The organism is Methylobacterium sp. 174MFSha1.1 (assembly GCF_900116815.1).
Lineage (GTDB): Bacteria > Pseudomonadota > Alphaproteobacteria > Rhizobiales > Beijerinckiaceae > Methylobacterium.
Genome location: NZ_FPCB01000080.1, coordinates 1 through 7,311 on the forward strand (window position 1 = coordinate 1; position 7,311 = coordinate 7,311).

Sequence of the window (7,311 nt, forward strand, 5' to 3'; positions counted from 1 at the left end):
TAGGCCGGCGGCAGCAGGCGCACCTCGTGGCCCAGAGCCCGGATCTGGCGCGCCCAGTGATGGGCGGTGGCGCAGGCCTCCATCGCCACGATGGTGGCGGGGATCTTCTTGAGCGCCGGCAGCAGCTTGTCGCGCGAGACGCGCTCGGTGCTCACCACGGCGCCCTGCGCGTCCTGGGCCTCGAACTGGAAGACGGACTTGGCGATGTCCAGGCCGATGATGCTAATCTGCGTCACGGACGGTCTCCTCGGTTGGGTGTCAGACGACCTCAACCTGGCACTTATGATGCCGGCGGGGGCCGTCCACCCCAACATCCCGGGGCTCGCCTGAAAGGCGAGAACCCGGGATCCAGAACCGCGGATGGTGGAGAATCGGGCGGAACGTTCAGAGGTGTCACCGGCAACACCTGAGTGTCTGGATCCCGGGCTCCGCTACGCGGCCCCGGGATGACACCGAAGGTCTACGGACCTCGGCGCGGATTCGATCCGGGCCGAGCGATCGACTATTACACCTCCAGCCACTCCCGCCGCACCGCCTCGTTGGCGCTGAGCGCCGCCGGCGTGCCCTCGAACACCACGTGGCCGTGGCCCATCACGTAGAGCCGCTGCGACAGCTTGAGGGCGATGGTCAGCTTCTGCTCGACCAGCAGCACCGAGACGCCGCGGGCGGCGATCTCGCCGATCATCTCGGCGACGCGGGCGACCATCTGGGGCGAGAGCCCTTCCGTCGGCTCGTCGATCATGATGAGGTCCGGGTCGCCCATCAGGGTGCGGCAGATCGTGAGCATCTGCTGCTCGCCACCCGAGAGCACGCCGCCGGGCGTGTCGATCCGCTCCTCCAGCCGCGGAAACAGCCGGAAGATGTCGGCGTAGGACCAGCGCCCGCCGCGCTTCCCGCTCTTCTCGCCGAGCGCCAGGTTCTGGCGCACCGTGAGCTTGGGGAAGATCGCCCGCTCCTCCGGCACGTAGCCGAGGCCCCGGCGCGCGACCGCGTAGGGTTTCAGTCCGGCGATCGGCTGGCCCTTGAAGCGGATCTGCCCGCGGGGCGGCACGTCGCCCATGATCGCCTTGAGGGTGGTGGAGCGCCCCACCCCGTTGCGGCCGAGGATCGACACGATCTCGCCGGTCCCGACCCGGAAGCTCACCCCCTGGAGGATGTGGCTCTTGCCGTAATAGGCGTGCAGGTCCTCGACCTCGAGGAGGGGGGACGCGGCCGAGGCCGCCGGCATCGCGAGGGCGGCGCTCACGCGGCCTCCTCCCCGGTGGCGACGCCGAGATAGGCTTCCTGCACGGCGCGGTTCTCCCGGATGCGGGCGGGCGTGTCGGTGGCGATGATCCGGCCGTAGACCAGCACGGAGATGCGGTCGGCGAGCCCGAACACTACCGCCATGTCGTGCTCGACCATCAGGAGCGTGCGGCCCGTCGTGACCTCGCGGATCAGCTGGGTCGCGTGCTCGCTCTCGCTGTGGCTCATCCCGGCCATCGGCTCGTCGAGGAGGATGACCCGCGCGTCGCTCGCGATGGCGATGCCGATCTCGAGCGCCCGCTGCTCGGCATAGGCCAGCAATCCAGCCGCCACCGAGGCGCGGTGGCCGAGGCGGATGCGGGAAAGAATCTCCTCCGTGCGCTCGGCGACGCCCGGCAGGCTCTCGACGCCGCGCCAGAAGGACGGGCCGTGGCCCATCGCCCGCAGCACCGCGCAGCGCACGTTCTCCCACACGCTGAGCTTGGGAAAGATGTTGGTGACCTGGAAGCTGCGGGCGAGGCCGGCCTTGTTGATCGCCGCCGGGCGCCAGCCGGTGATGTCCTTCCCCTCGAGCCGGATCGTGCCGCTCGTCGGCGCGAAGCGGCCGCTGATCAGGTGGAACAGGGTCGACTTGCCGGCGCCGTTCGGCCCGATGATGGCGTGGCGCTCGCCGACCGGGACCGAGAGGTCGACGCCGTTGATGATCTTGGCCGGGCCGAAGCTCTTGTTGACGCCGGACAACTCGATCGCGGGGCTGGGACCGACGGGATTCATGCTGACGGGATTCATGCCAGCTTCTCCTTGGCGGCGTCGGAGGCCTCGTGCCAGGCGGCCGCGACCCGGGGCAGCACGGCGCGCAGAGCCAGCCCGCCGCCGACCGCCATCGCGCCGGCGACGGCCCAGGGCAGGCTGTGGGCGGCGTCGAAGGGAATGCCGACGAGGCTCATCTCGGTGCCGTCGCTCGCCTTGACCAGCACCCGGAACGCCATCTCGATCACCGCGATCAGGCCGGCCAGCATGACAACGAACGGCCCCAGCGCCAGGAGGTAGGCCGGCAGAAGCCGGTGGGCGGTGCCGGCGCGCAGGAGCGGGCCGTGCATGAGGGCGAGGCCGGCGATGCCGCCGGGGGCGAACATCACGATGGCGATGAACAGGAGCCCGAAATAGAGCTGCCAGACCTCCGTCAGGTCGCTGAGCGAGACCTGGAGCAGCGTCACCACCACGGCGCCGACGACCGGGCCGACGAAGGTGCCGATGCCGCCGATGAAGGTGGCGAGCAAGACCACGCCCGACTGGTGCACCCCGAGATAGGCCGAGTTGGCGATCTCGAAGTTGATGCCCGCGAGCGCGCCCGCGACGCCGGCGAACATCGCCGAGAGGCAGAAGGCGGTGATGCGGATCGATTGCGGCTCGTAGCCGAGGAACTCGACCCGCTCCGGGTTCTCCCGCACGGCGTTGCACAGGCGGCCGAGCGGCGTACGGGTGATCGCATACATGGCGATCGCGCAGATCAGGCACCAGGCGGCGATCAGGTAGTAGACCTGGATCTGCGGCCCGAAATTGAGATCGAACAGCCGCAGCATCTTGGTGCGGTTGGCGGTGATGCCCTCCTCGCCGCCAAAGAAGCTGTGCAGGATGTGCGAGCCGGACGAGACCAGCTCGGCGATGCCGAGCGAGATCATGGCGAAGACGGTACCGGCGCGTTTCGTCGAGATGACCCCGAACAGGATCCCGAAGGCGAGGCCGGCAAGCCCGCCGACCACCGGCATCAGCGGCAGCGGGATCGGCAGGCGCAAGGACGCCACGAGGTTCATCGCGTGGACGGTGAAGAACGCGCCGAGCCCGTAATAGACCGCGTGGCCGAAGGACAGGAGCCCGGTCTGGCCGAGCAGCATGTTGTAGGACAGGGAGAACACCACCATGATGCCCATCAGGCTCATCATGGTCAGCGCCGTGCCGCTGGTGAAGACGAGGGGCGCCGCGAGCAGGATCGCGGCGGCGGCAATCCAGGGCAGGATCTGGGCGGCGAGGCTCATGCCCCGCGGGCGGATCGACGGGCGGGGGCCGGCCTGCGCGAACGACCCGGACGGCGCGATGTCGGCAAGGTCGCTCATGCTTCGCGGTTCCCGAGCAGGCCGGTCGGCCGCGCGATCAGCACGAGGACTAGCAGGAGGTAGGGGATGATCGGCCCGACCTGGGCGATCGTCACGTTCCACAGGTCGCCCAGCACGCCGCCCGACGGCGCGGCGTCGATGCCGATCGCCTGGAACACGCTGGCGACCGAGACGTCGAGGGAGATCGCGAAGGTCTGGACCAGCCCGATCAGCAGCGAGGCCGCGAAGGCGCCGGTGAGCGAGCCCAGGCCCCCGACGACGACGACCACGAACAGGATCGGCCCGAGCAGGCCCGCCATGTTGGCCTGCGTCACCAGCGCCGGCCCGGCGATGACGCCGGCCACCGCGGCTAAGCCCGTGCCGACGCCGAAGACCAGCATGAACACCTTCGGCACGTCGTGGCCGAGCATCGCCACCATGTTGGGATGGGTCAGCGCCGCCTGGATGATCAGCCCGACCCGGGTGCGCGTCAGGGCGGCGAGCAGCGCGATGAAGATCGCCACCGAGATCACCAGCATGAACAGCTTGTAGGCCGGGTAGTTGGTGCCGAACACCGTGAAGGCCGGGAAGTCGAGCACGGCCGGCACCCGGTAATCGACCGGCAGCTTGCCCCAGACCATCTGCACCACCTCCTCGATCACGTAGGCGAGGCCGAAGGTGAAGAGGAGTTCCGGCACGTGGCCGTGGCGATGGACGTTGCGCAGGCCGTAGCGCTCGACGAGCGCCCCGATCCCGCCGACCACCAGCGGCGCGGCGACGAGGCCGATCCAGAAGCCGGTGAACTTGCTGATCTGGTAGCCGAAGAATGCGCCCAGCATGTAGAAACTGGCATGCGCGAAGTTGAGCACGCCCATCATGCTGAAGATCAGGGTGAGGCCGCTCGCCATCAGGAAGAGCAGCATCCCGTAGAGCACGCCGTTCAGCGTCGAGACGATGAGGAGTTCGAGCACGCGGGGTCTCCTGCCGGTGCGGGGCGAGGCGGGGTGGGAAGCGCCGGCCCGGACTGTTACAACCCCGCCCTTTCCCGGACGACTGCAGCGTCAGCGGAAGGAGATCCGGGATCCAGCGTAAAAAGTCGCGAAGCGTCCGTCTGTCTGCAACGCTGCAAAGATCGAGCCGCTCCGCGGCACTTCCTCTGCTGGATCCCGGATCTCCTTCCGCTTCGCTGCAGTCGTCCGGGAAAGGGGCGTCCAGTTCAGGTCATTCGCGATGGGTGGGGCGGCACCCCATGATTCTAGGATGCCGCCCCTTCTCCGCTTCAGCTCGGCCGGTCCATCTTGCAGGTGGTCGGCAGCAGGGTGTCCTTCGCCTCGACCACGCCGTCGCCGGTCCAGCCCCAGCCGGTATTCTCGCTGTCGAGGACCTTCGACGTGTCGACCGGTCCGAAGCGCGAGATGTAGATCGGCTGGAAGATCTGGTGGTCGTCCGGGCGGATGAAGCTGTCCTTGCCGTAGAGCGTGTCGTTGTGGATCGAATCCATCGCCTTGGCGATCGCCTTCGGGTCGGTCGACTTGGCGGCGAGCGTCGCCTTGGCCAGGATGTTCATCAGGTTGACCACCCGCGGGTAGGTCAGCTCCTGGCCGGTCTTGGCGCGGAAGGCGGTCTCGAAGTCGTGGCCGGGCTTGTAGTCGATGTTGGCGTAGCCCTCGGAGATCTGGAAGACCCGGTCGGGGAGGTTGGCCTGCTTGATCGCCGTCGGGCCGCCGCTGCCGCCGCCGTAATAGGTGTAGAAGTGGGCCGGCAGCCCGGCATCGCCGGCCGCCTTGAGCAGCAGGGCCATGTCCTGCGCCCAGTTGCCGGTGATCACCGTGTCGGCACCCGAAGCCTTGATCTTCGCGATGTAGGGCGAGAAGTCGTTGACCTTCTGCAGCGGCGCCACCTCGTCGCCGACGATCTGGATGTCGGGCCGCTTCTCCTTCAGCATCGCCCGGGCCGCGGCGCGCACCGCCTGGCCGTGCGAGTAATCCTGGTTGATCAGGTAGACCTTCTTGATCTCGGGCTTGCCCTTGATATAGTTGGTCAGGGCCTGCATCTTGATGTCGGAATTGGCGTCGAACCGGAAGTGCCAGTAATTGCACTTGGCGTTCGTCAACGCCGGGTCGACCGCGGCGTAGTTGAGATAGATGATCTCCTTGCCGGGATTGCGGTCGTTGTACTTGCCGACGAAGTCGATCAGCGCGGCGCCGACCGAGGAGCCGTTGCCCTGCACCACCACCCGGGCGCCGGAATCGATCGCTTTCTGAAGCTGGACCAGGCTCTCCTGCGGGTTGAGCTTGTTGTCGTAGCCCATCACCTCGAGCTTCAGGTCGGGGTTCTTGGCGTTGATCTGCTCGGCCATGAACTGGAAGGTCTTGAGCCCGGCTTCGCCGGTGCTGGCCCCGCCGCCGGAGAGCGGATCGACGAAGGCGATCTTCAGGCTCATCGGCGCGGCGAGCGCGGTCGAGGCCGCCAGGGCCACGAGGCCGGCGGCCGTGATGCGCGCGAGGGTCTTGACCAAGGCGTCCTCCTGGAATGGCGTTCCATCGTTCTTGGGGCGCGCCGCGTTCGGCGTCGCCGACGGGTCCTCGCCCGCCTTGGGCAGACACTGCCTCCCCGTACGGGACGGGTCAAGACGCGAAATGACGATCCGCATCGCGAAACATGTTGCCGTTCCGGCGCCGGATCGGCACCCTAGGCCAGCCCGGGACGAGCACCGAATGAACAGGGCGCGGGAGGGAGGCGGCAGCATGGCACAGGCGGTGGCGGCGCGCGCCGGCGCGATCACGCAGGACATCGTGGAGCCGGAGGACGGCGACCGGCAATTCGTCACCGCGCTCGCCCGCGGCCTGCAGGTCCTGCGCGCCTTCCGGGACGCTGCCGAGATGCTGGGCAACCGCGAGATCGCGGCCCGCACCGGCCTGCCGAAGCCGACCGTCTCGCGCCTGACCCACACGCTCCTCTCCCTCGGCTACCTCGTCCACGACCCGGAGGGCGAGCGCTACGGCCTGGGGCCGGCGGTGCTGGCGCTGAGCGCCGCCTTCCTGCGCCAGAACTCGTTCCCGCAGATGGTGAAGCCGTTCCTGCAGGATCTCGCCACCGCGGTGCAGGCCCACGTGGCGCTCGGCCTCCTCGACGGGCTGTCGAGCGTCTACGTCCAGCTCTGGCGCGGCCAGGGCCAGCGGATCGTCCTGTCGAGCGAGGTCGGCTACCGCCTGCCGCTCGCCCGCAGCGCCATGGGCATGGCGACGCTGACGAGCCTCGACGAGGCGGAGCGGGCCGCGCTGATGACCCGTCTGCGCCGCGACGGCGCCGACGCGGCCCGCCTCGACCAGAACTATCGCCGCTGCGCCGCCGAGATCGCCCGGCACGGCTTCTGCGTCGGCATCGGCATCTGGCACCAGGACATCAACGCCGTCGCCGCCCCGATCCACGCCCCCGGCGGGCGGGGCCAGTTCGCGCTCAACATCAGCGGCCCGGCCTTCCTGCTGACCGAGGAGGTCCTGCGCCGGGATACCGGGCCGAAGCTGATGGAGACGATCGAGCGGATGCGTGGGCTCGGGATCGTCGATTGAGGGATTTTTCCAAGTCTTCTCTGAAGATTTCACATCCTCCATGTCATGTATGGACGGCCCCCGTTTCGCAAGGGTTTGTGAGCGTCGGTTTGAGCCAGTCGGTTCAGGAGCAGTCATGTATCCGGCCTCTGATGCCGTCGTGCCGCCGCGGTTGATGCGACGAGGACGACGGCGGGCCACCAAGGGGTGCGCACAAGCGTTCCTTGCGAAGAACCAGGCTCCCAACATCCCGACGCGCTGTGACGCGAGATGACGTGGCGGAGTGTCCTGGTCCCAGGTCCCTCATCCTGCTCTGGCCTTGGCCGTGCTTACAGCTCCTTGCTCACCGAAGGTCGCGTCCCGCCGCTCCTCAAGCGGCGGCGGGACGCGACCGGCCTGCCTGACCGCGCGGGCGCGTCGCG

General features: G+C 68.5%; 6 protein-coding genes and 1 pseudogene. 1 reads left to right on the forward strand and 6 read right to left on the reverse strand.

From position 1 onward, the window contains the following. From BM430_RS33540 to BM430_RS33565, 6 genes and pseudogenes are all read right to left on the reverse strand, one after another. Nucleotides 1–236: pseudogene (locus tag BM430_RS33540) on the reverse strand (IS110 family transposase); the annotation flags it as partial. 269 nt (nt 237–505) lie between these two features. Continuing rightward, a complete protein-coding gene (locus BM430_RS33545) occupies nt 506–1,228 on the reverse strand; it encodes an ABC transporter ATP-binding protein (protein WP_093571503.1) in 723 nt (240 codons plus the stop codon). 14 nt (nt 1,229–1,242) lie between these two features. Continuing rightward, a complete protein-coding gene (locus tag BM430_RS33550; protein ID WP_244539790.1) occupies nt 1,243–2,034 on the reverse strand; it encodes an ABC transporter ATP-binding protein in 792 nt (263 codons plus the stop codon). Next, nucleotides 2,031–3,281, reverse strand: a complete 1,251-nt coding sequence (locus tag BM430_RS33555) for a branched-chain amino acid ABC transporter permease (protein WP_244539792.1) — start codon at nt 3,279–3,281, stop codon at nt 2,031–2,033. Before BM430_RS33555 ends, BM430_RS33550 begins: the two co-directional genes overlap by 4 nt. A gap of 74 nt (nt 3,282–3,355) precedes the next feature. Further along, nucleotides 3,356–4,309, reverse strand: a complete 954-nt coding sequence (locus BM430_RS33560) for a branched-chain amino acid ABC transporter permease (protein WP_093571500.1) — start codon at nt 4,307–4,309, stop codon at nt 3,356–3,358. Between the two features lie 308 nt (nt 4,310–4,617). Further along, the gene (locus tag BM430_RS33565; protein WP_244539791.1) at nt 4,618–5,856 is read right to left on the reverse strand and encodes a branched-chain amino acid ABC transporter substrate-binding protein; all 1,239 of its coding nucleotides are present in this window, start codon (nt 5,854–5,856) and stop codon (nt 4,618–4,620) included. A 229-nt stretch (nt 5,857–6,085) separates the two neighbouring features. Between BM430_RS33565 and BM430_RS33570 the strand changes: the two genes are divergently transcribed. Further along, nucleotides 6,086–6,910 carry an IclR family transcriptional regulator gene (locus tag BM430_RS33570; RefSeq protein WP_093571502.1) on the forward strand — a complete coding sequence of 275 codons (825 nt, stop codon included), beginning with the start codon at nt 6,086–6,088 and terminating at the stop codon, nt 6,908–6,910. The last annotated feature ends 401 nt before the right edge of the window (nt 6,911–7,311 follow it).